The following is a 24887-nucleotide window of genomic DNA, read 5'->3' as shown; positions in this document are numbered from 1 at the left end:
TGATCCGACACCGTACCCGGCAGCGAAAGTACGTGTCCCCCGGCCGTTCCCGGGGCACGCCGCCCGCAGGGCGTCCGCGACCGGGGGTTCCCTTGTAGACGGTCGGGGTGCGGAATGCGACGCCGGTCCCGGTGACGGCGCGGGCCAGCTCGGCGACCCGTTCCGCGGTGGGTGCCTGAAGGCGGCGATTTCGCGCGAAATCGGCACCTGCCAAGCATGGAGAACGGCGATTTCGCGCGAAATCGGCGTTCCGCCCACCGGGGTGGTCGCTGGTTCCGCGTGAGAGCTCAGCCGATCGGTTGTTTCTCGGGGGTGGCCGCGCCGAGCTCGCGGGCCAGGTCTTCGACGACCTGCGCGGTGCGGTCCAGCCAGCGGATGCTGCGGTGCAGGGAAGTGGGGCCGTCGGTCAGTGATTCGGCGATGTCGTGCAGCGCGTCGGCCGTGCGGTGCGCCGAGGTCATCGCTGCTTCGAAGCTGACCTGCGCCTCGTCGGTCATCGACTCCACCGCGTCGGCCAGCGCCCACAGCAGTTCGGAAAGCCGGTTGCGCGTGTCGTCGTCGACCATGTCGGCAGTGGCCGACAGCGCCACCGCCAGGTTGCGCACGTAGTAGGCGCAGCCGCTGAGCATCGACACCGACCGCTGGACCTGGCTTCGCAGGGAGCGCAGCCGGTAGCTGGTCAGCGGCTTCGCGCTGTTGATCACCCGCTGCAGCCCATCGTCGAGCTCCCGCATCGACTCCTGCAGCCCGTTGGCCGTGCCCTGCTCGCTGATCTCGGTGCCCGTGCCGCGCAGGAAGTCGCGCAGCGACAGCAGGAAGTCCTGGATGTTGTCGCGCACCAGGGAGCGGGTGCGGGTGGGCAGCACGAACACCGCCGCCAGCGCACCCGGCGCCGCGCCGACCGCGGTCTCCCACAGCCGAGCCTCCAGGACCGCCACGTTGAAGGTGCCGAGCATCCCGTAGAGCGCGCCGAGCAAGGTGGTGATGAAGAACGTCATCACCGCGTAGGAGTAGCCCGCGAAGTAGAAGCCGAGGAAAACGCAGACCAGGATCATCGCGATCTCGGCCAGGGTGTTGCCGGTGATCTGCGCGGCGACCAGGATGCCCGCCACCACCCCGAGCACGGTGCCCGCGGTGCGCTGCCACGCCCGCACCAGCAGCTCGCCGCGGCTGTTGGTGCTGATGAACACGACGAACGCGGTGATCACCGCCCAGTACCACCGGTTCGGCGAGACCAGCTGGCCGAGCATGATCGCCAGCGCCGTCGCGCAGGTCACCTGGATCGCCATCCGCAGCTCCGGCCGCTGCAGCCCGGTCTCGCCGTCGTCGGATGGTTCCGCTTCCTCGGTCGGTTCCGGTGCTTCCTCGACCTGGCGCTCCCAGCCGAGTTCACCGGTCGCGTCGGCCAGTTCCGCGAGCCCGGCGCCGAGCCTCCGCACCGCCATCGCGACATCCACCGAACCCTGCTGCTCGATCCGCTCGGCGACCAGCCGGGTGGCTTCCCGGATCTCCTCCGGCTCGGTGCGCAGCACCGCGAGCAGCGCGCCGATCGCGTGCGGCACGGTGTCGCCGCCGCTGGGGTGGTCGACCAGCCGCATCAGCGGGGTGAGCAGGTTCTCGGCCGCGAGCTCGACGTCCAGGATGCGCTGCCGCAGCAGCTCGCGGCCCGCCTCGTCGAGGTGTCGAGCTGGCCGACGGTGTTCTCCAGCATCAGCGAGGTCTCGTTGAGCCGGACCGAGCGGTTGTGCAATTCGCGGCGGCGCTGCGCCGAATCCGGGTGCTCGGCGACGTCGCGCACCGCGTGCAGCAGGCCGTGCACCTGGGCGAGCAGCGTGCGGCGGCCGCGTTCGAGCACGCCTTCGGGATCGTCGCGCAGCACCACGAACCGCATCACGAACGCGGACAGCGCTCCGGCGACTGCAGCCGCGATCAGCGCGGGCAACTGCGGCAGCTGCGGGCTCAGGAACATCGCGAAGAAGTAGCCCATGAACGCGACCATGCCCAGCGGGAAGAACCGCGGTCCGAACCGCCGGATGTAGGTGGACGCGAAGATCACCACCAGGAACAGCAGGCTGTGCGGCAGCGCCCACGGCGCGGTGAGCTCGACAGCAGAAGTGCGAACGCAGCGGGCAGCGGCATCAGCAGGTTGGTGATCTGCTGCTGCCGCCGGTCCGGGTCGTTGACGCCGAGCGAGGAGTTGATCGCCACCACCGCGCCGATCATCGCCAGCGGCAGCGGCTGCCCCCACCACGCGAGCAGCGGTAGCATGATCGCGATCGCGAGCGCGACCGACAACGTCACCTGAGCCGCGGTGCGCAGTCGGCGCAAGCGACGGATCGGAAGCAAGGAAGCGGTTCCACCACTCGCTCCACATGCGCCGCACTGCTCCTTAAAGCCTGTTGGTGAATGGCCTGGGTGGGTGGTCGCTTAGCGGAACCTGAGCGGTTCCCTGGACTGCGGGTGCCCCTCCTGATGTATGTCCAATACGCGGCGGAGGGGCCGTCCTCGCCAGAAAACCTCTCAGAACCCGCCGATGGTCGTCTTGGCAAGGTGAATGCAAGCGGCTACGCCGCTTCCAAAGGCGCGGACGGCATTCGCCGACAGGCTCTCAGGCCTCGTCTCCGGACTCATTCTGCACGGCGGCACGAGCAACGGAAGCTCGGACGTCGCCTGGACTCCAGGATGTCCGGGCGGCTGTCCTTGCGGGACGACTGCTGAGAACCCCGCGGCGGTGGGAGCGCAAGCGCCGCTTCGAGGGCGCCGACCCGGGCCCTCAGCCGCCGCGGTGGCGGCGGACGCTCTCCTCTACCAGGTCCAGCACCGAGCCGAGGTGCTCGGCGGGCAGGCCCATCGCCAGGTGCGACAGGAGGCCTTCGAGTACCAGTTCTAGGTAGGCGGTCAGCACGTCCACGTCGACGTCGTCGCGGAGGTTCCCGGCGTCGCGCTGCCGCTGCAGGCGGGCGCGGGTGGCCGTGGTCAACTGCTCGGAGCGCTGCGCCCAGCGCGCCCGGAACTCCTCGTCGGTGCGCAGCCGGCGGGACACCTCCAGGCGGGCGCCGAGCCAGTCCACGCCGGGGGTGTCGCCGCCGTCGGCGGGATCGTCGAGCAGGTTGCGCATAACCTGCACCAACCCCTGCTCGGCGACCACGTCGGCCATCCGGGTCGCGTCGTCCTCGGCCAGCGCGAGGAACAGCGATTCCTTGTCCTTGAAGTGGTGGAAGATCGCGCCGCGGGATAGGCCGGTCGCTTCTTCCAGCCGTCGCACGGTGGCGCCTTCGTAGCCGAAGCGCGCGAAGCACGACCGGGAGCCGTCGAGGATCTGACGGCGCCGGGCGTCGAGGTGGTCCTGGCTGACCCGAGGCATGGTCTGATCGTCCCAGGTCCGGCCGCCACATTGCAATCCGTACGTACGTTTTGCTGCGCTCGTCTCACCCCTGGTGGGCCCTCTCGAATCATATGGTCGCCGCGGCCGGCGGAGTCGTTACTCGTGTGCCGCGTTGCTAGTCGGGAAAAGCAGGCGGGGAAACGACATTCCCCGTTCTCGTAGCAGCTGCCGGGCTCAAGAACAAGGGTCGCGGACGCCGGAAGGGAGCGGTAGCGTCGGTAACCGGCCAATTACAGGCGGTGATCATATTGCCCGTTTCGACCGATCCTGCAGCCGCTGACTTCCCAGCCTCCCGGGTCCGCACCCGGGCCGAGGCGGAGGCCTACGTGGCGTCGGTGTGCTTCAAGCACGGCCCACCGCGGCTGCTCGGCATCGAACTCGAATGGACCGTGCACCACTCCGACGACCCGACCCGAACGCTCGACCCGGCGACGCTGATCGCCGCGCTCGGCCCGCACGCCCCGCGCTCCCTGGTCCCGGACAGCCCGCAGCGGAAGTTGCCCAACGGATCCGCGCTCACCGTCGAACCCGGTGGCCAGGTCGAGGTCTCCAGCCTTCCCACCACTTCCATGCGGTCGCTGTTCGAAGTCGTCGCGGCCGACGCCGATTACGTCGAGCGCCGGTTGCGCGCTGCCGGGCTGGTGCTCGGCGACCAGGGCACCGACCCGTGGCGGTACCCGAACCGGATCCTGCGGGTGCCGCGCTACGCCGCGATGGAAACCGCCTTCGACCGCGTCGGCCTGGACGGCCGCTTGATGATGTGCAGCACCGCTGGGGTGCAGGTCTGCCTCGACGCCGGCGAGCCGGACCGGGTGGCCGCTCGCTGGGCTGCGCTGCACGCGCTGGGGCCGGTGATGATGGCCATGTTCGCGAACTCGCCGATGCTGTTCGGCGAACGTACCGGCTGGGTGTCCACCCGCACCCGCGCGCTGCTGCGCACCGATCCGCCGCGCACCCGGCCCGGCCCGATCACAGTCGACCCGGCCACCGGCTGGGCCAAGCGGGTGCTCGACACCACGATCGTGTGCCTGCGCCGCGACAACGGCGACTGGACGGCGCCCAGCGGCATCAGCTTCGCCGAGTGGATCCACGGCGCGCTGCCGGCTCCTCCCACCCGCGACGATCTCGACTACCACCTGTCCACGGTGTTCCCACCGGTGCGGCCGCGCGGCTACTTCGAGGTCCGCTACCTCGACGCGCAGCCCGGCCAGGACTGGATGCTGCCCGCCGGGGCGCTGATCGCGCTGTTCCGCGAGGAATCCACGGTGGACAAGGTGCTCTCGGTGGCGTCCCCGGCAGCCGGCCGCTGGGTGCACGCCGCACGGCACGGCCTGCGGGACCGGGCGTTGGCGCGCACCGCCCACGACGTATTCGAGCTGGCGTGCCGGCACTTGCAGGATCCGGACAGCCCGGCGGGACTGCCCGACCGGCTGGCGGATTTCGTGGCGAAGCGGCTCGCCGCGGCCGACGAACGCTGAAAAACCGGAGGTGACCGGTGGAAAGCACGCAAGATCTGGCCGAACTGGGGATATCGAACTTGCGCTCGCACGTGGCCGCCGAACTGGCGCGCACCCGGCAGCGCAGCGCGGTGCTGACCGACGCCGTCGACGACGAGGACCTCGTCAAACAGCATTCGCCGTTGATGTCGCCGCTGGTCTGGGACCTGGCGCACATCGGCAGCCAGGAGGAACTGTGGCTGGTGCGCGATGTCGGCGGCGCGCCGGCGATCCGCCCGGACATCGACGAACTCTACGACGCCTTCCAGCACGCCCGCGCCGACCGCCCGCAGCTGCCGCTGCTGGGGCCGGCCGAGGCGCGCGACTACGTCGGGACGGTGCGCACGAAGGTCTACGACCTGATCGACCGAGTTCCGCTCGAGGGGCGGCGGCTGGTCGAGCAAGCCTTCGCATTCGGCATGATCGTGCAGCACGAGCAGCAGCACGACGAAACGATGCTGGCCACCCACCAGTTGCGGGACGGGCCGCCGGCCCTCACCGCGGACCCGCCGCCGCCCGGTGCGGCAGCGCCGCAGGCCGAGGTGTTCGTGCCCGGCGGGCCGTTCACGATGGGCACTTCGGCGGAACCCTGGGCGCTGGACAACGAGCGACCGGCGCACCAAGTGCACGTCGACGACTTCTACCTCGACAGCACGCCGGTCACCAACGGCGCGTACCTGGCTTTCATCGACGCCGGTGGGTACGACGATCCGCGCTGGTGGAGCGGCGCGGGCTGGGCGTACCGGCAGCGCGCCGACCCGCGGGCGCCGCGGTTCTGGCGCCTCGACGGCGACCGGTGGCTGCGGCGCAGGTTCGGCCACGTCGAACCGGTACCGCCGGACGAGCCGGTGGTGCACGTCAGCTTCCACGAGGCCGAGGCGTACGCGGCGTGGGCGGGCAAGCGGCTGCCCACCGAAGCCGAGTGGGAGAAGGCCGCGCGGTTCGATCCCGCCAGCGGCCGGTCCCGCCGGTACCCGTGGGGCGATGACGATCCGCGGCCCGAACACGCCAACCTGGGCCAACGGCACCTGCAACCGGCACCCGCCGGGGCGTACCCGGACGGGGCCGCGCCGTGCGGCGCGCGGCAGCTCATCGGCGACGTGTGGGAGTGGACGGCGACGGATTTCCTGCCGTATCCCGGCTTTTCGGCCTTCCCGTACCGCGAGTACTCCGAGGTGTTCTTCGGGGCCGACTACAAGGTGCTGCGCGGCGGTTCCTTCGGCACCGACGCCGCCGCGTGCCGCGGCACCTTCCGGAACTGGGACTACCCGATCCGGCGGCAGATCTTCGCCGGATTCCGGTGCGCCCGGACACCACGACGTGGGGAGCGCGACTGACCGATGTGCCGACACGTGGGGTATTTGGGGCCAGCCGTGTCGCTGGCGGAACTGCTGCTCGAACCGGCCCATTCGCTGCTGGAGCAGGCGTGGGCGCCCGACGACATGCGCGGCGGCGGCACGGTCAACGCCGACGGCTTCGGCGTCGGCTGGTACCGGCCGGACGGCGCCACCGCCCGCTACCGCGCCGCGATTCCGATGTGGACGGACGGATCCTTCCGGCAGATCGCGGCGGACGTGCGCAGCGGCGCGGTCGTCGCGGCGGTCCGCTCGGCGACCGCCGGGATGCCGGTGACGCCTGGCGCGTGCGCCCCGTTCACCGACGACACCTGGCTGTTCAGCCACAACGGCCGGGTCACCGGCTGGCCCGATTCGCTGGCGAAACTGGCCGTCCGACTGGAAGTCGTGGACCTGCTGACCCTGGAGGCGTCGACCGACTCGGCGGTGTTGTGGGCGTTGTTGCGGCAGCGGTTGGTCGAGGGGGCGGAGCCGGATCAGGCGGTGCGGGAGCTTGTCGGCGAGGTCGTCGCCACCGCGCCGGATTCGCGGCTGAACCTGCTGCTCTCCGACGGTACCCGGCTCATCGCCACTACCTGGACGCATTCCTTGTGGGTGCGCCGCACCGAGACGGCGGTGACGGTGGCCTCCGAGCCGTTCGGCGCGGACACCGGCTGGGTGGAGGTCCCGGACCGGTGCCTGCTCGTCGCGGACACCGAGAACGTGCAGCTGTCGTCGTTGCCGGGAGGGGATCGATGAGCGAGCCGGAACTGGTAGTCCGATTCACCGAGGAAGACGCGGCCCGGGAGCTGCGCACCGAGGCCCGCGCGGGCCTGACCGACAGCCCGAAGTGGTTGTCGCCCAAGTGGTTCTATGACGCCGTCGGCAGCGACCTCTTCGAGCAGATCACGGTCCTGCCGGAGTACTACCAGACCCGGGCCGAGCAACAGATCCTCCAGCAGCGCGCACTGGAGGTCGCCGAGATCACCGGCGCGGCCACCCTGGTCGAGCTCGGGTCCGGTTCGTCGGAGAAGACCCGGCTGTTGCTGGACGCGTTGCGCAAGAACGAAACCCTGGAGCGGTTCGTGCCGCTGGACGTCTCGGGCGCCGCGCTGCGCGCCGCGGTGGAGTCCATCGCGCTGGACTACCCGGAACTACGAGTGCGCGGCGTCGTCGACGACTTCACCAGCGGCCTCTCCGCGTTGAACGCGGGCGCCGGGCGGCTGGTCGCGTTCCTCGGCGGCACGATCGGGAACCTGCTCCCCGCCGAGCGCGCCCGGTTCTTCGCCGCCGTGCGCGCGGCGCTGCGGCCGGGGGAGTGGCTGCTGCTGGGCACCGACCTGGTGAAGGAACCCGACCGGCTGGTCCGCGCCTACGACGACGCGCGGGGGGTGACCGCGGATTTCAACCGCAACGTGCTGCGGGTCCTCAACCGGGAACTCGGTGCCGACTTCGAGCCCGGGAACTTCCGGCACGTGGCGTTGTGGAACGCCGAGCAGGAGTGGATCGAGATGCGGCTGCGGGCGCAGCGGCCGATGCGGGTCGGGCTGCCGGAACTGGGGTTGACGGCGGATTTCGCCGAGGGCGAGGAGATCCGCACCGAGGTCTCGGCGAAGTTCCGGCACGAGCGCGTCCGCGACGAGCTCGCGGTGGCAGGCTTCGAGCTGCACCGCTGGTGGCTGGACGACGCGGCGGACTTCGCGCTCTCCCTGGCCGTGGCGCGGTAGGGCCGATCGGTGAATCCGCCGGTGATCACCCCACCGGCGGGTGATCAGGGTGGCGCGTGCTGCCGGGCGCACGACTATTGCGGCGTAGTGTCCGTTTTTCCCGAAGAAGGGACGATTTCGATGCGGCTACGCGCAATTGTCACCGCGGCTCTCGGTGCGGCCGGTCTGCTGCTCACCCTGCCCGGTTCCGCGCTCGCGGCGCAGGGCGAGTTCATCTACTCGTTCGACCGGTACGGCGCGGTCCAGCGGGATGGGCTCTTCGATCCGGCCGGGCGGTTCTGCCACCGGCTCGACCTGCCCAACCAGTCCGTCCCGGCCTACCGGGTGCAGAACCGGACCGACGCCACGGCGGTCGTCTACCTGGACGACAGCTGCGCCACCGACGTGTTCTACGTGCTGCGGCCCGGGCAGAGCGCCCCGGCCGGGGTCAAGGTGCGATCGGTGATGTTCTCGCGCTGATCTGCGTCGACGAACCGCACCTGTCCGGGCTCCGGACAGGTGCGGCTACACCCGCCACCAGAAGGTGCACGTGCGTGTTTTTGGGTGCTATGACGCCCAAAAGTACGCACGGGGCTTTCGGGGCGCCGGATCCTGAGGCGGCGCGGATGCGTCAGAATGTTGCCGTCGAGGATGCCCGGATCGTGCGTAATTCCAAGCCTTGTGGCCCCTAAAAGGCTCACGAGTGTATCCGTGCGGGCAGCTCGCTTCTCTTTAACGGTGTGCCTCTACTCATTCGAGAATCGGACCAGGCGGATTGGGAGCTGCTGAACCGAAGCCAGCACGCCGTGTTCGCCCGCAAACAGTTGCGGAAGTTCGGGATCAGCGACGACGTGGTGCGGGCTAACGTCAAGGCCGGGAGGTGGCAACGCGTCCACCGCGGAGTTGTCGCCTTGTTCAGCGGTCCGCTCCCACGATCGGCCCGGATTGCCGCCGCCCTCCTGTACGGCGACCTCCCGGCCGCGCTCAGCCACCGCACCGCTGCGCAGGAATGGGGGTGGTGGCCGGTCGATGACGGCCCTATCCACATCACCGTTCCGTACGGGACTTCAGCCCTGCCGCAGGCCGGCGTGGTTGTGCACCGCAGTCGCGCTTTCAAGAAAATCGTCGTTTCCCACGACCCGCCGCGGACGTCGCGTGCGGATACCGTCATCGACCTGGCCACCGCCGAACCCGATGAGGCGTCAGCAGAGCGGACATTGCTGTCGGTCGCCTCCGCGAACCGTGTTGGCGCGGAGGAAATACGCGCCCGGTTGGCGGCAAGACCTGCTTATCGCCACCGGATCGCTCTTGATCGCGCAGTTCGCCTGCTCGGCGAAGGGCTCACGTCGATGCTGGAAACCCGTTACTTCCTCGACGTCGAGCGCGCACACGGGATTCCGCGCGCGCGTCGTCAGGTGCCCGTCAACGCATTCGGCCGGAAACTCCTGGAGGACTGCAGCTACGAGGCGACCGGGGTCCCGCTGATCGTCCGGTTGGACGGGCGGACTTACCACAGCGATGCCGAAACGGCGTTCCGGGACCGCAGGCGGGACAACTTCGCCGAGCTCAGCGGAACGGCCCGGCTGGTGTACGGCTGGCAGGACGTCGCCCGCACCCCGTGCGCAGTGGCGCGCGAGGTCATGGTCGTGCTTCGCAGGGAGGGGTGGCAAGGACCGACGATGAGGTGCCGGAAGTGCCTGGGTCCGTGAGTGGTTTTGGGTGCTGGAGCGCCTAAAACCACTCACGGGACCAAGCCAGCAGCGCGACGTGCAACGACACCAGCGAGGCGGTGGAATTTGCTCGGCTGCCGTCGTCGATGACCCCCACCAGCACCGGCAACCTCGCCTTGCGGGCGGCGAGCGCCGTCGCCTCGGCCAGATCCCGTAGCGCCTGCTGGGCCAAGCGGGTCGCGTTGGCCGCCGATCTCGACCTGGCCGCCGACGCCGCGGTGTCCGCCGGGTTCGGCTCGGCGGGGGAGCGGTGCATGGCCATCTCCGTGGTCCTCGCCGTCGACCCGGTCGGCGACGAGCTCGTCGCCAAGATCGCCGAGCGGATGGCCAAGCTCAACGTCGGTGACGGCCGGCGCAACTGCGACATGGGCCCGCCGGTCACCGCCGCCCACCGGGACCGCATAACGCCTATATGGACGTCCGGTCGAGGCGGGCGCCGAGCTGGTGGTGGACGGGCGCGGCGTGCAGGTCGACGGCGGGGCCGACGGGTTCTGGCTCGGGCCGACGCTGTTCGACCACGTGGGCACCGGGATGTCGATCTACCGGGATGGCCGATAGCAGGCGCCGGATCCGGGGAAGAGCGTGGTCCTCGGGGCCGATCCGGAGGCCATCTCCTACGCTCGCGGGCATGCCCGCACTCAGTCCTCGGTCCGTCCTGGAAGGCCGCAGCTCCAACCGCGCGCCGATACCGCTGATCATCGGCCTGGTGGTGTCCGGTTTCTGCCTGCTGCTGGCGCTCGCCTTCTACCTGCTGCAGGGCGGGCCGCTGAACGTCGTGATCGGCACCGCGCTGGCGCTGCCGACCGCGGTCGTGCTCATCGCACTGATCCTGCTCATCGACCGGTTGGAGCCGGAGCCGCAGCTCAACCTGTGGCTGGCCTTCGGCTGGGGTGCCGGGGTCGCCATCATCGGCGCGCTGATCGTGAACACCGGCAGCGGGCTCCTGATGGCCCCGGCGCTGGGTGCCGAGGTCGCCTCGGTGATCACGGTGTCGGTCGTGGCCCCGGTGGTCGAGGAGAGCTTCAAGGGCGCGCTGCTGCTGTACTTGCTGTGGGTGCGGCGGCACGAGATCGACGGGCCGACCGACGGCATCGTGTACGCCGGGATGTGCGGGCTGGGCTTCGCGCTCGTCGAGAACGTCCTCTACTACATGCAGGGATTGGGCGCGGAGACCGGGGAGATCTGGGGGACGGTGCTGATCCGCGGCGTGATCGCGCCGCTCGGGCATCCGCTTTACACCGCGATGACCGGGCTCGGTGTCGCCTACGCCGCGACGCACCGCGGCCCGGGCAGGTTCTTCGCTGTGGTCGGCGGTTGGTGCGGCGCGGTCTTCCTGCACGCGCTGTGGAACGGGAGCCTGACGTTCGCCGGTTTCCTGGGCATGGTGGTGGCGTACCTGGTTGATTTCCTGGTGCTGGTCGCGTTGGTCGTGGTCGTCGTGCTGGACCGCAAGCGGCTGGTGCACCTGATCCGCAAGTACCTGCCCGCCTACATCCCGAGCGGCTTGGTGCAGCCCAACGACGTGCAGATGCTCGGCAGCCTCTCCGGGCGGCGGAAGGCCCGGCACTGGGCGCGCGCGCAGGCGGGCGCGACTGGGGCGCGGGCGATGGGTGACTACCAGTTGGCGGCAACCGAACTGGCACTCTTGCACGCGCACGCGGAGAAGGAGACGATCCCGCCGGACAAGTTCTTCGCCAGACGGGAGGCCATCTTGGGGTTGATGCGGACTGCGCGGGACGCGTTCTTCCGGCGGATGCCGCAGGCGCCCCCGCCGCCGTGGGCGCGGCAGGAGCGGTCCGGCTTCTTCGCGCCGCCGGCGCAGCTGGCACCGGGCCAGCTGCCGACCTACCAGCCGCGTCCGCCGGGCTTCGGCGGTCCGCCGCCCGGCGGGTTCCCGCCTGGCGGGCACCGTCCGCCGGGGCGTCCGCCGCAGCCGCCGGGCCCGAACGGCCCACGGCCCGGCGGGCCTTGGGGACCTCGCTGAGCGTCAGCTGGCGCGGATCCGCGGCCACAGCGCGTGCCACGGCCGCTTCGGGTTCTGATAGAGCGCGATCGTGTTGCCCTGGACCATGTTCACCAGGCCGGTCTCGATCTCGCCGAGCTCGCGCGACCGTCCGAAGTGGTCGGCAAGCGGGTGATCGTTGCCGATGTAGAGCACGGTGCCGGCGTCGTCCGGTGGTGCTCCGAAGAACCAGTAGGACCGGGGTGCGGGCGAACGGCGGGTGCTTGATTAGGTCGCTGGAGGGCTGAACGCCGTGCAGGGGCCGCCGGATTGGGTTACAACGGGCGCATGGCGGAAAACTCGAACGACGACTTGTCCGCCCTGACGCCGGGGCAGGTCGAGTCCAAGGACAACGGGGAGCGGTTCGGCCGCTCCGCCGGCGGATGCCTGGTGCAGCTGCGCCGCCGCGTTTCCGAGCCGGGGTTCGTCGTCACCGTGGACGCCGAACCACGGCCGGGCGTGCCGACCGAGTTGATCACTCACGAGTGGGGCGTGGCCAACGCCGCGTTCGACCGGTTCATGCACGAATACTGACGCATCCGTCCACAAACGACATCTGGGTTCGAGCGCAAGTCTTCCTGCCGCACGCAGGCGCGATGACTCGCGCTGGGCGTTGCGGCCAAACCGGACTTGGATTCAATATACGTTCCACCCCGCGACGACCCGCTGCCGGTTCGCGGCGCAGGTGCATATATCGTTATGGAATATGCTTTCCCGGCACGCGGAAACAATCCGCCTTTAGGTTTTCTTCTCGTGCGGTATGCCTCCCCCTGATGGTGGACAATGGCCCCGATTTGGTGAACCAAAGGTGCTTTATCGAGCAGAATGCGGCGACGGGCGACTACTCTTCCATTCGTCCCCGGACTGTCAACTTGAGAGGAGTTCAGGATGATGCGACGGCGTGTGATTACTGCTGCGATGATCGCAGGAATGATCTCGGTGGCGCTCGCAGGAACCAGTACGGCCGAAGGGGCGACGGGAGTTGGCACGCGGGCCGGTTCCTGTTCGTCGGGACGGGTTGTGAGTGGAAATCAAGAGGGATCAGGTTCCAATTGTTTTCGTGCCGAATACCCAGGGGAAAGATTTCGCGCGGTGGCGTTTTGCGCGAGTTGGCGCGGCCCCTACACGGTATTTGGACCAGATAGGCTGGTAGGCGGCGGACAAAGTTCCATTGCTTGGTGTGCCCCGGGGGACCGAGTTACGGGAGGCGATACGCAGGATCGCCGGTAGCTTCAAGTGCCGAGAATTTTGGGAGCCCCGATCAATGCGATCGGGGCTCCGTCACGTACACGGTCAGTAACACGGCTTGAACTTCCTCGACCAGGCAAGGTCAACTGTCGTCGTCCGTGGCGAGCGTGCCCGGCAGTTGGTCGTCTTACCTGGCGGACCGGCGAGCAGCTGCGATCTCGGGCACCGACACGGCGGCGATGTGCTCGCTCGCCGCGAATCCGCGCAGTTCGTCGTCGGTGGCCATCCGGGTCGGGTCCGCTGGGCTGACCAGGTGGGCGAACACTGCGACCGGTGGCATCCCGGCGAGTCCGACCAGGTCGAAGGCCGATTCGGCGAGTCCGGCGTTGCCGAGCACACCGGCATCGCCGACGGCCACCGGCACCACGTGGCCCGGCCGGGTGAAGTCCGCGGGGCCCGCGTCGGGGTCGGCGAGCACGCGAGCGGTCCTGGCTCGGTCCGAGGCGGAAATGCCGGTGCTCACGCCCGTGCTGGCATCCACGGTGACGCACACCGTCGCGCCCTGGTGCTCCTGCAGCCGGGGAGACATGGGCGGCAGCACGAGCGCATCGCAGCGCCCGCGCGGCAGCGCCACGCACAGGAAGCCTGATGAATGGCGGACCGCCAAGGCCGTCAGCTCGACGTCCGCGCGCGAAGCGGCGAACACGAGGCCGCCGTCACCGGACGTGCAGCCGTGGACGATCGCCGGCCGGCCTGCCGCGATCTCGTCCAGTGCCAGGCCGATCGACCTGAGCTCGCCTGGTCGGCGATCGAGAACCGCTGCGCGTTTCCGCTGGTCGTCCATTTTCTCCCCTTGGAAGGACGGATCCGGGCCGATTCAGTTCCACTATCCACATCGGACCAATGAAGCGGCCCGCGACGTCACACGCCGGGTAGCGTGGCCGATCCGGTCTTCCAAGCATCGCTGCCCGAGATCTCGAACGTCAACGTCCGCCAGCTGCCGTCCCAGTACCTGAAATCCTCGCGCCTCCGGCGGTGACATGCTGCACCGCGCTTGACATCGCGTCGGCCGCCTCCATAGCGTTGCCGTGTGCTCCGACCGCTGCTGACCAATCGCCGCCACGTGGATCTGCTGCGAATTGGTTCCGCGGCGTGTTCGGCCTCCTGATCATCCGAGCCCGAAACACCGCTGCCGATACGGCATGGCTTCGACGTCAGCCGCTCCCGCACGGACCGTCGTTGTTTCCCGGTCTGGAGGCCGGTCACACACTCCGACCCGGAGACTCCGTTGCGCGGTAGCCGGATTCCGGACGTCACCGACCCGGCCGACGACTGGATCCCCCTGCCAGGAGGCAACCGTGACCACGACCGCCACCACCGGACGGCGGCGTCTTCGGCAAGGGCATCAACATTGCTTCGTCCTAATTAGCTGGCCGCCTCCTTGTGTTTCGGTTGTGTTTTCCGTGGGATCTTGCCTCGTGGGATGCGTTGGCTGGCCCTGTTTCGCGACATATAGTCCCCTCGTGAGTGATTCACTCCTATGGTCCAGGCGAGAGGTCGACCTCGTGTTCTTCGCCAGCGCTCGGTGTCAGGGCTGATCGACAGCCGTACCGTTCGCGCCTGAATGCCGGCAGCGAACCTGCGCAATCCTCCGGGTTTCAGAGCCCTTCAAATCTGTGAGAGTGCTGTGCGCCCTCTTCCGCCCAACGGCAGAGAAATCCGCCCGCGGTGGCAGGACCATGCCTGCCGACCACGACGGATGTCACCAGCTCGTGCCGTCGTCCGCTGCCTTTCCAGCACGGGAGAAGTCCATGTCCGACCTTCGCAGTTCCATCGAGAGCGCGACCTTCGCGCGCAAGAAATGGCGGTTGCCGGCGATCGCGTTCGCCATCCTGCTGATCGCCGGAATCGCTTTCGCCGCAACCAGGGGCGGCAGCGCCGATCCGGGCGCGGCCGACGGCGCGCCCGTCCGCGGTGGCACGCTGCAGTTCGCGCTGATCGACTACCAGCGCAGCCCCGATCCGCAGTGGGGCACCAACTACGCCGAGTCGCTGATCGGCAACAACATCACCGACAAGCTGACCTGGCAGGACCCCAAGACCGGTGAGATCACGCCGTGGCTGGCCCAGTCGTGGGAGTACAACAAGGAACTGACCGAGTTCACCTTCCACCTGCGTCGGGACGTGACGTTCAGCGACGGGTCGCCGTTCAACGCCGAGGCCGTCAAAGCCAACTTCGACCAGTACGTGCACGGCGACCCGAGCCTGGGGATCCTGCCCAACGGCGCCACCCTGCTGCCCGGCTACCTCGAAACCAGGGTGGTGGACGAGTACACCGCCGTGGTCCGTTTCGAGAAGCCGCTCGCGAGCTTCCTCCAGGCGTCTTCGTTCACGGCCAATGCGCAACCGGGCTTCCTGTCGCCCTCGACGTTGAAGCTCAGCGCGGAGCAGCGGACGGACCCGAAGAAGGTGATCGGTACCGGCCCGTTCGTATACGAGTCGTGGGAGCCGCAGGCTAAAACCGTCTTGGTCAAGCGAAACGGCTACGACTGGGCTCCGCCCGCGCTGCGCCACCAGGGCGAGGCATACCTGGACAGGATCGTGTTCAACACGATCCCGGAGGCCAGCGTCCGCACCGGTTCTTTGGTGTCCGGCACGATCGACGCGACCCTCGACGTCGGCACGACCGACGAGAAGCCCTTGTCCGCACAGGGTTTCGGGATACTTCACCGCGGCGTGTCCGGCACGGCGATCCGGTTCGACTTCAACAGCTCGCTGTTCCCGACCAACGACATCGCGGTCCGCAAGGCGATCCAGCTCGGCTGGGACCGGCAGACGATCCAGAAGACCATCCTGACCGACTCCTACTCGGTTGCGAACTCGATCCTCGAACCGTCGGTGCCCGGACACGTCGACTACAGCGGCTCGGTGCTGAAGTACGACCCGGAGCAGGCCGCGCGGATCCTCGACGAGGCCGGCTGGGTGACCGGCCCCGACGGGATCCGGGTCAAGGACGGGAAGAAACTGGTGGTCAAGCTGCTGGGCATCAACAACCTGGTGGTGAACAAGCCGGCTTACGAGTCGATCCAGCAGGACCTGCGGAAGATCGGTATCGATCTGCAACTCACCGTCGTGCCGATCCCCGACTACACCGCCCAGCAGGCCAAGGCGAAGACCGACTGGAACGTCGTCGCCGCCAACCGCTCCCGCAACGATCCGGCGGTCCTCAACCTGCAGTACGGGCCGCAGAACGGCAACGGCGCGTACGTCACGAAGGACTCCACCGGGGTCGACGCGAACGAGGTCACGCAGGTGCTGGGCAGGCTCGAAACGACCCTCGACCCGGCCGCGCGCACCCAGTACGCCAAGGAGGCGCAGGACCTCCTGCTCGACAAGTACGCGCTGGTGAACCCGGTCTACAACCCCTCGCAGGTGATCGCCCAGGCGCCGTACGTGCACGGCATCGTCTTCGACGCCCAGTCCCGCAACCACTTCGTGGACACCTGGAAGAGCGACCGGAAGTGATCGTCCGCCGGGAGCCCGGGCTCCCGGCGGGCCACGCCCTCCTGCGAAAGGAAGAGTCGTGCTGCGTTACGTTGCGCTGAAGGCCGGCCGGGCCGCATTCGTGGTCTGGGCGGCGTTCACCCTGACCTTCGTCCTCTTGTTCGTGCTGCCGGCCAACCCGGTCGATCTCCTCTTCGACCCGACCGAGCTCAACTCCGTGCCGCCGGAGGTGCGCGCGCAGGTCGCGGACAGCTACGGCTTCAACGAGCCGGTCCTCCTGCAATACCTCGGCCGGCTCGGACACGCGCTGCGGGGCGACTTCGGAACCTCCGTGCAGTCGGGCCAGGCGGTCAGCGCGGTGGTCCTCGACGTGCTCCCGCACACCCTGGTGCTCGCCGTCGGGGCGCTGCTGCTCGCGCTGGTCATCGCGTTCGCCATCGCGCTCGTCGCGACTTCGACCCGGCACCGGTGGTTGCGCAACCTGGTCGAGTCGCTGCCGACGGCCTCGGTGTCGGTGCCGGTCTTCCTCTCCGGCATCCTGCTGCTGCAGATCTTCTCCTTCAAGCTCGGCTGGTTCCCCTCGTTCGGGGATCAAGGCTGGCGGAGCCTGGTGCTGCCGCTGATCACGCTGGCGATCCCGGTCTCCGGTCCCATCGCGCAACTCCTCGTGCGTTGCTTCGCCGCCGAGTTCCGCTCGGGATACGTCACGACGAGCTGGGCGAAGGGTGCCACCCGCAGCCGTGTCATCGTCGGTGACGTCTTCCGCAACGCCAGCCTGCCCGCGCTGACCATCGCCGCGGTCACCTTCGGCAACCTCGTCGCGGGATCGGTCATCACCGAGACGGTCTTCGCCCGCAAGGGACTCGGCCGAATGACGCAGACGGCGATCAACACGCTCGATCTCCCGCTGGTGCAGGGAATCGTCGTCTTCGTCGCCGTCACCTTCGCGCTGATCAACCTGGTCGTGGACCTGATCTACCCGCTGCTGGATCCGCGGCTGCGCGCCACCTTCGCCGTGCCCACCGGCCCGTCCGGCGGCCTGAGGAGGACCAGTTGACCGTCGAATTCGACGCCCTGACCGCGCCCACCGGCAGCCGGTGGGCCGACATCGCTCGCAGCGCGCTCGACCGGCTCGGTGGGATCGCCCGCAAGCCGGGACTGCTGCTCGCCTGGATCATACTGCTGGTCGCGGTCGGCTGGGCGCTGCTCCCCGGAGCGTTCACCGCCCACAGCCCCTACATCGGCGATCCCGGCGCCAGCTTCGCGCCGCCGAGCGCGGAACACTGGTTCGGCACCGACCGACTGGGCCGGGACCTCTTCGCGCGCAGCGTCTTCGGCGCGGGGACCACGCTGGCCGCCACGTTGTTCGCCGTGCTCATCGGGTTCGGTGCCGGCACCGCTGTGGGACTGGCCGCCGGGTTCGCCGGCGGCGTGACCGACACCGCGATCATGCGCGTGGTCGACGTCTTCCTCGCGATCCCGAACCTGTTGCTGGCCATGGTCATCGTCTCCGTGCTGGGCTACTCCACCAACAACATCGCCCTCGCGGTCGGTATCTCGTCCGTCGCCTCCTTCGCGCGGGTCATGCGAGCCGAGGTGCTCACCGTCGTCTCCCGGGATTACGTGCGCGCGGCGTACGGGCTCGGTGTCGGCCGGCTCGGCGTGGTGCTCCGGCACATCGTGCCGAATTCGCTGAGCTCGGTGCTCGCGCTGGCGGCACTGGAGATCGGCACCTCGATCCTCGCCGTGGCAGGTCTCGGTTTCCTCGGCTACGGCGCGCCGCCGCCGACGCCGGAGTGGGGACTCCTGGTCGCCGAGGGACGTGACTTCATAGCGGTCTACCCGTGGATATCGCTCCTGCCGGGAGCGGCACTGGCGGTGGTCGTGCTCGCCACCCACCGGATCAGCACCTCGTTCAGGAAGGATCACGACTGATGGCCGACACTGCCACCGCTTTTGGAGCGACCGCCGCTGCGGCGGAGGATGACCGGGCGCTGCTGCGGATCACCGATCTGGCGATCGACTACCGCACCGGGCACCGCAGGTGGACCAGGGCGGTCCGCGGGGTCGGCCTGCGGGTGGCGCCGGGCGAGTTCGTGTCGCTGGTGGGGGAGTCCGGCTCGGGCAAGACCACCGTGGTCCAGGGCGCGCTCGGCCTGCTGCCGAGCTCCGCGCGGATCCGGTCCGGTTCCATCGTCTATTCCGGCGTCGACGTCACCGGCTGGAACGATCAGCGGATGGCACTGGTGCGGGGCAACCACGTGGGCTTCATCCCGCAGGACCCCAACACCTCGCTCAACCCGGTCAAGAAGATCGGGCAGCAGGTGATCGAGGCGGTCCGGTTCAACGAGCGCGCGGCGAAGAACGCGTCGCAGCACAAGGAGGCCGCGTTGGAGAGCCTGCGCACCGCGGGCCTCAACGACGCCGAGCGGGTGTTCCAGCAATACCCCCACGAGCTCAGCGGCGGCATGAAGCAGCGCGCGCTCATCGCGATCGCGCTGGCCGGCAAGCCGAAGATCATCGTGGCCGACGAACCCACCAGCGCGCTCGACGTCACCGTCCAGAAGGTCATCCTCGACCACCTGGTGCGGCTGCGCGAGGAACTCGGCATCGGTGTTCTCCTGGTCACCCACGACCTCGGCGTCGCGCTGGACCGTTCCGACCGGATTCTGGTCATGCGGCCAGGCGAAATCGTGGAAGACGGCCCGGTACACCAGGTCCTGGAGAACGCGACCGACGACTACACGCGGCGGTTGCTCGACGCGGCCCCCGCGCGCCACCTCGGTCGTCTTGAACCGGCATCGGGCTCCCGGCTGGTTCCCGCCGCAGCACCGACGGTGCTGGAAGCACGCGAGCTGACCAAGACCTACCGCCTGCGGGGCCGGGGCGAGCTGAGTGCGCTGGACTCGGCAAACCTGTTGGTGCGCAAGGCAACGACGCACGCGATCGTGGGGGAGTCCGGGGCCGGCAAGTCGACGCTGGCGAGCATCCTGGCCGCCTTCACCGCGGCGGACAGCGGCACGGTGCGCGTCGGCGATCGCGTGCTGGGCGGCCTGCGCCGCGGGCAGCTGCGGGAGATCCGCCGGGACCTGCAGTTCGTGTTCCAGAACCCGTTCACCTCGCTCGACCCGCGGTTCACGGTGAGCAGGATCATCGCGGAGCCGCTGCGCGCATTCGGACTGGCGACGCGCAAGCAGGAGCGGACGGCCCGGGTGGTCGGGCTGCTGGAGGCGGTGGCGCTGGACGCGAGCTACCTGCACCGGCTCCCGAGCCAGCTCTCCGGAGGCCAGCGGCAGCGCGTCGCGATCGCGCGGGCACTCGCGCTCACGCCGAAGGTCCTCGTCCTGGACGAGGCGGTAAGCGCGCTCGACGTCTCGGCCCAGGCGCAGATCCTGCAGCTGCTGGTCGACCTGCAGGCCGAGTACGGGCTCAGCTACGTGTTCGTGACCCACGACCTCGGCGTCGTACGCCTGATCGCGCACGACGTCACGGTGCTGAAAGACGGTGTCGTGCTGGAAACCGGCCCGGTGGAGCGGGTGTTCCGTTCGCCGCGGCACGAGTACACCCGGGATCTGCTGGCGGCGATCCCGGGCGCCCGGCTCGCCCCCGCCGGCGTGCCCTAAAGGGTCCGAATTAAGGCTCTTCTGCTGCTTCCGTGGGTGTCAGGTTCGTCGTGGGTGGGTGGCCGTCGAGGCGGCGAAGCCTCGTGGACGGCGCAATTTCGCGAGAAATTGGCGTTCACCCGGGTGACGGTCAATTTCTCGCGAAATCGCCACCTTGCAGGCGTGGCGGTTGGCGATTTCGCGCGAAATCGGGCTCTTCTGCGGCGTGGGACTCAGCCTGCACCGCCGCGGGTTCTCAGACGTCGCCTGGCGAGGACAGCCCCTGGACATACATAAGGAGGGGCTCCCACCGTCCGGGCGGTCTGAGGTCCCGCTACCGGCACCGCTAAGCAAGCCGTCCTGAAACCACTCCCAAGGAAAAGCGTGTCACGTCAACTGCACATCAACGTCAACATCCTCAACGCGGGAGTCTTCGGCGGGTCATGGCGATTCCCGAACACCGACGGCACCGCGAGCTACCGGATCGAGCACTACACCTCGATCGCGAAGAAGGCCGAGGAAGCCAGACTCGACGCGGTCTTCCTGGCGGACAGCCCATTGCTCGACCCGAGTATCAAGCACCGCACCGGCAACAACCTGGAGCCCACCACGGTTCTGGCGCGCATCGCAGCCCAGACCGAGCGGATCGGTCTGATCGGGACGCTGTCGTCGTCGTACAACGACCCCGCCGAACTGGCGCGCCGGCTCGGCGACCTCGACCACGTCAGCGGCGGCCGCATCGGCTGGAACGTGGTGACCACGGCGGGATCGGTGGCGGCGCGCAACTTCGGCCGCACCAGCGAGCCCGAGCACGCTTCGCGCTACCGCCGCGCCGCCGAGTTCACCGAGCGGGTCATCGCCGACTGGGCGGCGAGGACCCAATTCGCCTCCCCGCAAGGCCGGCCGGTCGTCGTGCAGGCCGGTGGTTCCAGCGACGGGCGGCGGCTGGCCTCCCGCGTCGCCGAGGTGATCTTCTCCGCCGATCAGGACCTCGACCACGCCCGGGCGTTCCGCACCGAGATCCGCAACGGTGCAGCCGAGTTCGGGCGCAGCCCCGAGGAAATCGTGGTGCTGCCGGGGCTTTCCACCGTCGTGGGCAGCACCGAGACGGAGGCCAAGGCCCGGCGGGAGCTGTTGGACGACATCCTCCCCGACGCCTACGCCCGAAACCGGTTGGCCGGCCAGCTCGGGATCTCCCTCGACGGACTGCGCGACGACGAACCGATCCCGGCCGAGCTGCTCGTCCACCCCGACGAGGCCGGTGGTTCGCAGAGCTTCTACCGCGTTGTCAAGGAAATCATCGAGAGGGAACGACCGACGCTCGGCCGGCTGCTGAAGAAGCTCTCCGGCGGCGGTGGCCACCGGATTGTCGTGGGGACGCCGGAGCAGATCGCCGACGACATCGAAACGTGGTTCCGCGCCGGTGCGGCCGACGGCTTCAACGTGATGCCCGACGTGCTGCCATCGGGCTTCGACGACTTCGCCGATCACGTGATTCCCGAGCTGCAGAAGCGAGGCCTGTTCCGGACCGAATACGACGGGACGACCCTGCGCGAGCACCTCGGGCTCGGTCTTCCCGCAGTGCCCGCCGCGGCCCACGAGCGCCATCTTCTCGACCCGTACCAGGAAGGACAGGTGATCTCCGCATGAGCAAGGCGATCCAGCTCACCCTCGCGGTCGGCGAGGCGACCGGCCGGCCGGTCGACGGCGCGTCGCCGGTCTCGCTCGCCGAAGCCGCCGCCATCGCGGCGGTGGCCGCAGAAGTCGGGGTCGCAGCGATCCGGCTCGTCGACGGCGGAGCGGGCCGCACGCTCGACCCGACCGTCGTAGGCGCCTACCTCGCCGGCATCCACGGCGGCGTCGGTTTCGTCGCCGAGGTCCCGACGACCCACAACGCGCCCTACAACGCCGCGCGCCGGGTGCTCTCCCTGGACCGGGCCGCCGGTGGCCGAACCGGTGTCGCCCTGCGCGCGGGCGGCGGCGACGAGGTGAGCGAGGCAACCGTTGCGGCCCCCAGCGCGACCGATGCCGCCCAGCGCTGGGCGGAGTACGCCTTGGTGCTGACCCGGCTGTGGGAGTCCTTCCCGCGCGCGGCGCTGATCGGTGACCAGAAGTCGGGCCTCGTCGCCGACGATGCGCTCATCGAACCGATCAACCACGAAGCCGCCTTCTACCGCGTCGCAGGCCCCCTGGACGGCCCCTCGTCGGCTCAAGGACGCCCCGTTCTCGTGGCAGATCTCGGGGACCTCGACCCGACCGCGGTGGCGCGATCAGCGGATGTCGTCGTGGCCGACCGTGAGCGTGCCGCCGGTGCCGACGCCGCGCTCACGGTGGCGTTGCGGCGAGCCGGCCGTTCCCGGGAGGACGTCGCGCTGCTCGGCCGCGTCGAGGTCGCCGCGGACGAACCGGCTGCCGCCGCAGCCGTCGGCCATGAGCTCCGTGCCTGGGCCGACGTGCACCGGCTGGACGGTTTCGAACTGGTACCCGCGGGTGGCGCCGAGGACGTGGTGACCGTGCTGCGGGGGTTGGTCCCGCAGCTCGCGGACGCCGCTGCCGACTCGTTCCCACCGACCTTGCGGACCGCGTTCGGCCTGCGCGAGGTCGCGGAGGCGCTGAGGTGAGTGCCGAACTGGTCGACACAGAACGCGCCACTGCGACCGAGCCCCGTGCTGCGCGGCTTCCCACCCCCAGCCGGTTCACAGTCGAAGGCATCCGCACCGCGGTTTCCCCGATCCTGCAGCGCATCGGAGCCTGCGCCGGCGTGCGGGAACGAGCCCGCGAGTACGCCTTCGAAGACGTCCGGGCACTGGCCGAGCAGCGGATCACCTTGGTCGGCATCGCGGCGGAGGACGGCGGTGCCGGCGGCTCGCTGCGGGACGTCACCGACCTGGTGATGGCCATCGCCAGGGCCGACTCCAACGTGGCGCAGGCGTTGCGAAACAGCTACCTCGTCGCCAACCGGGTGGCGACCCTGCGCGATCTGCCGAACCGGGCGGTGACGCTGCAGCGGCTGCGCAACGGCGACCTCTTCGCCGGCACCGCCAACGAGCGCACCGGCGGGGCCAGTGGAACGGTCAACACCACCATCCGGCGCGCCGGCGACGGGTACGTCATCAACGGGGAGAAGTACTACTCGACCGGTGGGCTCTACGCCTCGTGGTTCTCGGGCTCGGCCCACGACGAGAACGGGACGGTGCTGGGCTTCACGGTGCCGGTGGATCGCGAGGGCGTGCAGCGGCTCGACGACTTCGACGCCGTCGGTCAGCGGCTCACCGCGAGCGGCACCACGCGGCTGGTGAACGTGCGAGTCGACGCGGACGAAGTCGAGGTCCGCGACAACACCCGGTTCGACAACCCGTGGCTGGGATCCTTCGCCCAGCTCTACCTGGCGGCCGTGGAAGCGGGCATCGCCGCCGCTGCGCTGGACGACGCCATCTGGTTCGCCCGCGAGAAAGCGCGACCGATCAAGCACAGCACAGCCGACAAAAGCGTCGAGGACCCGTACGTGCGCGAGACCGTGGGCGAGATCGCCGCCCGGGCACAGGCAGCCCGCGCGGCGGTGCTGTTCGCCGCCGACGCACTGGCGGGCGTGCACGACCTCACCGGCCCGCAGGCGCGAGCCGCGGGCGCGGCGGCCGCGGTCACCGTGGCGCAGACCGGCGTAATCGCCGTCGAGTCCGCGCTGCGCGCCGCCGAGCTGCTCTTCGACGTCGGCGGCGGCTCGATCACCAACCGCGACCTCGGATTCGACCGGCACTGGCGCAACGCCCGCACGGTCGCCAACCACAACCCCCGGCAGTGGAAAGCCGCAGTGGCCGGCGCGTACCACCTGACCGGCGAGGAGCCGCCGACAACCGGGCTGTTCTGAGCCACCCGATAAACCGACCCAAAGGAACCCGATGACCATCGAAGTCAACCGCGCACTCGGCCGCACCGGCGTCCTCGTCACACCGCTGACGCTCGGCACCATGAACTTCGGCCGCTGGCAGGAGGAAAGCGAGAGCACCAGGATCATCCGGGCCGCCCTGGATGCCGGGATCACGGCAGTCGACACCGCCGACGTCTACGCCCAGGGCAAGTCCGAGGAGATCGTGGGCAAGGCGATCAAGGGCCGCCGCGACGATGTCTTCCTGGCCACCAAATTCCACGGCCAGATCGGCGACAACCCCCAGCACGCGGGCAACTCCCGACGCTGGATCCTCCGTGCGGTGGAGGACAGCCTGCACCGGCTCGGCACCGACCACATCGACCTCTACCAGGCGCACCGGCCGGATCCGCACACCGACCTGCTGGAGACGCTGCAGACCCTCAACGACCTGATCAAGCAGGGCAAGATCCGTTACTACGGCACGTCGGTGTTCCCGGCGCACCAGCTCGTCGAGGCGCACTGGCTGGCCGAGAAGCACGGGCTCATCGCCCCGCACACCGAGCAACTGCCGTACTCCCCGCTCATTCGCAGCGCCGAGCGCGAGGTCTTCCCCGTCGTGCGCAAGTACGGCGTCGGCGTGCTCAGCTACGGTCCGCTCGCCGCCGGCTGGCTTTCCGGGAAGTACCGCGTCGGCGGAGAGCAGCCGGAATCCGCGCGCGCCGACCTCGTCCCCGGCCGGTTCGACATCAGCCTCGAGCGCAACCAGCGCAAGCTGGCTGCCGCCGACGCCCTGGCCCGGCTGGCTGAGGACAACGGCCTGGCACTGGTCGAGCTGGCCGTTTCGTTCGCGCTCAACCACCCGGCGGTCAGCAGCGTGATCATCGGCCCGCGCACGCTGGAGCACCTGGAGGCGTACCTCAAAGCCGCCACCGTCGAACTCGGTGCGGACGTCCTCGACCGCATCGACGAGATCGTCGATCCCGGCACGCACTTCGTCGAGCGGGACACCGGCCACGACACCCCATCGCTGCAGCCGACGGCGCTCCGCCGCGACCGCACGAGCAACCGCTGAC

Annotated in this window: 24 protein-coding genes and 1 pseudogene; 18 read left to right on the top strand and 7 right to left on the bottom strand. The window is 69.4% G+C overall.

The window, feature by feature from the left end:
* Positions 1-287: 287 nt before the first annotated feature.
* The 4 genes from ACRXBZ_RS03580 to ACRXBZ_RS03565 form a co-directional block, all read right to left on the bottom strand.
* Entirely contained in the window at positions 288-1598 is a 1311-nt protein-coding gene (locus ACRXBZ_RS03580) for an FUSC family protein (protein WP_433877769.1), read from the bottom strand.
* On the bottom strand, positions 1598-2059 hold the full coding sequence (locus ACRXBZ_RS03575) for a hypothetical protein (protein ID WP_433877768.1): 462 nt from the start codon (positions 2057-2059) through the stop codon (positions 1598-1600). Before ACRXBZ_RS03575 ends, ACRXBZ_RS03580 begins: the two co-directional genes overlap by 1 nt.
* Positions 2053-2346, bottom strand: coding sequence for a hypothetical protein (locus ACRXBZ_RS03570; protein ID WP_433877767.1), 294 nt, complete (start codon positions 2344-2346; stop codon positions 2053-2055). Before ACRXBZ_RS03570 ends, ACRXBZ_RS03575 begins: the two co-directional genes overlap by 7 nt.
* A gap of 427 nt (positions 2347-2773) precedes the next feature.
* A complete protein-coding gene (locus ACRXBZ_RS03565) occupies positions 2774-3364 on the bottom strand; it encodes a TetR/AcrR family transcriptional regulator (protein WP_168589426.1) in 591 nt (196 codons plus the stop codon).
* A gap of 269 nt (positions 3365-3633) precedes the next feature.
* Here ACRXBZ_RS03565 and egtA point away from each other — a divergent pair, with 269 nt between their 5' ends.
* The 6 genes from egtA (at position 3634) to ACRXBZ_RS03535 (ending at position 9630) form a co-directional block, all read left to right on the top strand.
* Positions 3634-4863 (top strand): ergothioneine biosynthesis glutamate--cysteine ligase EgtA, encoded by a 1230-nt coding sequence (gene egtA / locus ACRXBZ_RS03560; protein WP_433877766.1) that lies wholly within the window; start codon positions 3634-3636, stop codon positions 4861-4863.
* A 17-nt stretch (positions 4864-4880) separates the two neighbouring features.
* Complete coding sequence (gene egtB / locus ACRXBZ_RS03555; protein ID WP_433877765.1) at positions 4881-6218, top strand: ergothioneine biosynthesis protein EgtB; 1338 nt, start codon at positions 4881-4883, stop codon at positions 6216-6218.
* Positions 6219-6221: 3 nt separating this feature from the next.
* Positions 6222-6974, top strand: coding sequence for an ergothioneine biosynthesis protein EgtC (gene egtC, locus ACRXBZ_RS03550; RefSeq protein WP_433877764.1), 753 nt, complete (start codon positions 6222-6224; stop codon positions 6972-6974).
* Positions 6971-7942, top strand: a complete 972-nt coding sequence (gene egtD, locus ACRXBZ_RS03545; RefSeq protein WP_433877763.1) for an L-histidine N(alpha)-methyltransferase — start codon at positions 6971-6973, stop codon at positions 7940-7942. The genes egtC and egtD overlap by 4 nt, the downstream gene beginning before the upstream one ends.
* A 120-nt stretch (positions 7943-8062) precedes the next feature.
* Positions 8063-8401, top strand: coding sequence for a hypothetical protein (locus tag ACRXBZ_RS03540; protein WP_168589421.1), 339 nt, complete (start codon positions 8063-8065; stop codon positions 8399-8401).
* A gap of 326 nt (positions 8402-8727) precedes the next feature.
* A complete protein-coding gene (locus ACRXBZ_RS03535; RefSeq protein ID WP_433877762.1) occupies positions 8728-9630 on the top strand; it encodes a hypothetical protein in 903 nt (300 codons plus the stop codon).
* Positions 9631-9652: 22 nt separating this feature from the next.
* Here ACRXBZ_RS03535 and ACRXBZ_RS03530 read toward each other — a convergent pair whose 3' ends face one another.
* The gene (locus ACRXBZ_RS03530; RefSeq protein ID WP_433877761.1) at positions 9653-9823 is read right to left on the bottom strand and encodes a hypothetical protein; all 171 of its coding nucleotides are present in this window, start codon (positions 9821-9823) and stop codon (positions 9653-9655) included.
* 16 nt (positions 9824-9839) lie between these two features.
* Between ACRXBZ_RS03530 and ACRXBZ_RS03525 the strand changes: the two are divergent.
* A pseudogene (locus tag ACRXBZ_RS03525) lies at positions 9840-10200 on the top strand (aldehyde dehydrogenase family protein); the annotation flags it as partial.
* A gap of 79 nt (positions 10201-10279) precedes the next feature.
* Complete coding sequence (locus ACRXBZ_RS03520; protein WP_433877760.1) at positions 10280-11635, top strand: PrsW family intramembrane metalloprotease; 1356 nt, start codon at positions 10280-10282, stop codon at positions 11633-11635.
* Between the two features lie 3 nt (positions 11636-11638).
* Here ACRXBZ_RS03520 and ACRXBZ_RS03515 read toward each other — a convergent pair whose 3' ends face one another.
* Positions 11639-11809: a hypothetical protein gene (locus tag ACRXBZ_RS03515; protein WP_433877759.1), complete on the bottom strand. Its 171-nt coding sequence runs from the start codon at positions 11807-11809 to the stop codon at positions 11639-11641.
* Between the two features lie 132 nt (positions 11810-11941).
* On the opposite strand from ACRXBZ_RS03515, the gene ACRXBZ_RS03510 reads away from it, so the two are divergent.
* Entirely contained in the window at positions 11942-12187 is a 246-nt protein-coding gene (locus ACRXBZ_RS03510; protein ID WP_433877758.1) for a hypothetical protein, read from the top strand.
* Positions 12188-13028: 841 nt separating this feature from the next.
* On the opposite strand, the gene ACRXBZ_RS03505 is transcribed toward ACRXBZ_RS03510, so the two are convergent.
* Complete coding sequence (locus ACRXBZ_RS03505) at positions 13029-13685, bottom strand: 3,4-dihydroxy-2-butanone-4-phosphate synthase (protein WP_433877757.1); 657 nt, start codon at positions 13683-13685, stop codon at positions 13029-13031.
* Between the two features lie 246 nt (positions 13686-13931).
* Between ACRXBZ_RS03505 and ACRXBZ_RS03500 the strand changes: the two genes are divergently transcribed.
* The 9 genes from ACRXBZ_RS03500 to ACRXBZ_RS03460 all read left to right on the top strand — a co-directional run bounded on the left by ACRXBZ_RS03500 (position 13932) and on the right by ACRXBZ_RS03460 (position 24886).
* Positions 13932-14009: a putative leader peptide gene (locus tag ACRXBZ_RS03500; RefSeq protein WP_371812942.1), complete on the top strand. Its 78-nt coding sequence runs from the start codon at positions 13932-13934 to the stop codon at positions 14007-14009.
* 643 nt (positions 14010-14652) lie between these two features.
* Entirely contained in the window at positions 14653-16365 is a 1713-nt protein-coding gene (locus ACRXBZ_RS03495) for an ABC transporter substrate-binding protein (RefSeq protein WP_433877756.1), read from the top strand.
* A 58-nt stretch (positions 16366-16423) separates the two neighbouring features.
* Positions 16424-17401 carry an ABC transporter permease gene (locus ACRXBZ_RS03490; RefSeq protein ID WP_433877755.1) on the top strand — a complete coding sequence of 326 codons (978 nt, stop codon included), beginning with the start codon at positions 16424-16426 and terminating at the stop codon, positions 17399-17401.
* Positions 17398-18279 carry an ABC transporter permease gene (locus ACRXBZ_RS03485; protein WP_433877754.1) on the top strand — a complete coding sequence of 294 codons (882 nt, stop codon included), beginning with the start codon at positions 17398-17400 and terminating at the stop codon, positions 18277-18279. Before ACRXBZ_RS03490 ends, ACRXBZ_RS03485 begins: the two co-directional genes overlap by 4 nt.
* A complete protein-coding gene (locus ACRXBZ_RS03480) occupies positions 18279-19967 on the top strand; it encodes a dipeptide ABC transporter ATP-binding protein (RefSeq protein ID WP_433877753.1) in 1689 nt (562 codons plus the stop codon). Before ACRXBZ_RS03485 ends, ACRXBZ_RS03480 begins: the two co-directional genes overlap by 1 nt.
* 363 nt (positions 19968-20330) lie before the next feature.
* Positions 20331-21596, top strand: a complete 1266-nt coding sequence (locus ACRXBZ_RS03475) for an LLM class flavin-dependent oxidoreductase (protein ID WP_433877752.1) — start codon at positions 20331-20333, stop codon at positions 21594-21596.
* Positions 21593-22567 carry an LLM class oxidoreductase gene (locus ACRXBZ_RS03470; RefSeq protein ID WP_433877751.1) on the top strand — a complete coding sequence of 325 codons (975 nt, stop codon included), beginning with the start codon at positions 21593-21595 and terminating at the stop codon, positions 22565-22567. The genes ACRXBZ_RS03475 and ACRXBZ_RS03470 overlap by 4 nt, the downstream gene beginning before the upstream one ends.
* Positions 22564-23814 (top strand): acyl-CoA dehydrogenase family protein, encoded by a 1251-nt coding sequence (locus ACRXBZ_RS03465; protein ID WP_433877750.1) that lies wholly within the window; start codon positions 22564-22566, stop codon positions 23812-23814. The genes ACRXBZ_RS03470 and ACRXBZ_RS03465 overlap by 4 nt, the downstream gene beginning before the upstream one ends.
* A 31-nt stretch (positions 23815-23845) precedes the next feature.
* Positions 23846-24886 carry an aldo/keto reductase gene (locus ACRXBZ_RS03460; protein ID WP_433877749.1) on the top strand — a complete coding sequence of 347 codons (1041 nt, stop codon included), beginning with the start codon at positions 23846-23848 and terminating at the stop codon, positions 24884-24886.
* Position 24887: the final 1 nt, after the last annotated feature.

The sequence above is a fragment of the Saccharopolyspora hattusasensis genome (assembly GCF_050972075.1).
GTDB lineage: Bacteria > Actinomycetota > Actinomycetes > Mycobacteriales > Pseudonocardiaceae > Saccharopolyspora > Saccharopolyspora hattusasensis.
Note: the sequence above shows the minus strand (reverse complement) of the source record. Positions and strands in the feature narration are given on the sequence as shown.